At 59.8% G+C, this 291-nt stretch carries 1 protein-coding gene; it reads right to left on the reverse strand.

The window, feature by feature from the left end:
• Positions 1-94 precede the first annotated feature (94 nt).
• The coding region (locus tag B3849_RS14610; RefSeq protein ID WP_286780383.1) for a sulfurtransferase at positions 95-291 on the reverse strand (197 nt) is incomplete at its 5' end.

Raw genomic sequence — 291 nt, forward strand, 5'->3', positions numbered from 1 at the left:
CCGAGGTCGATCTTGGTCTCGCGGGGGTCGTCCTTGTACATCTGCATCAAGGCAAGGATTTTATCGGCGGGCTGCGCCTGTAGGGTTTCGAACATTATGCGTCTCCGGTCGCAACGGGCACGGTGGGGAACATCCCCCATTCTGCCCAAGATCCATCGTAAAGGGACCAATCGGTATGGCCCATCCGTTCCAGTGCCAGCGCGAGTATCGCCGCGGTGATGCCGGACCCGCAGGTCGTGATCACAGGGTGCGACAGGTCAATGCCCGCCGCTTCAAAAGCCGCTTTGGTTT

The organism is Sulfitobacter sp. UBA4523 (assembly GCF_002388305.1).
In the GTDB taxonomy this organism is placed as follows: Bacteria; Pseudomonadota; Alphaproteobacteria; order Rhodobacterales; family Rhodobacteraceae; genus Sulfitobacter; species Sulfitobacter pontiacus.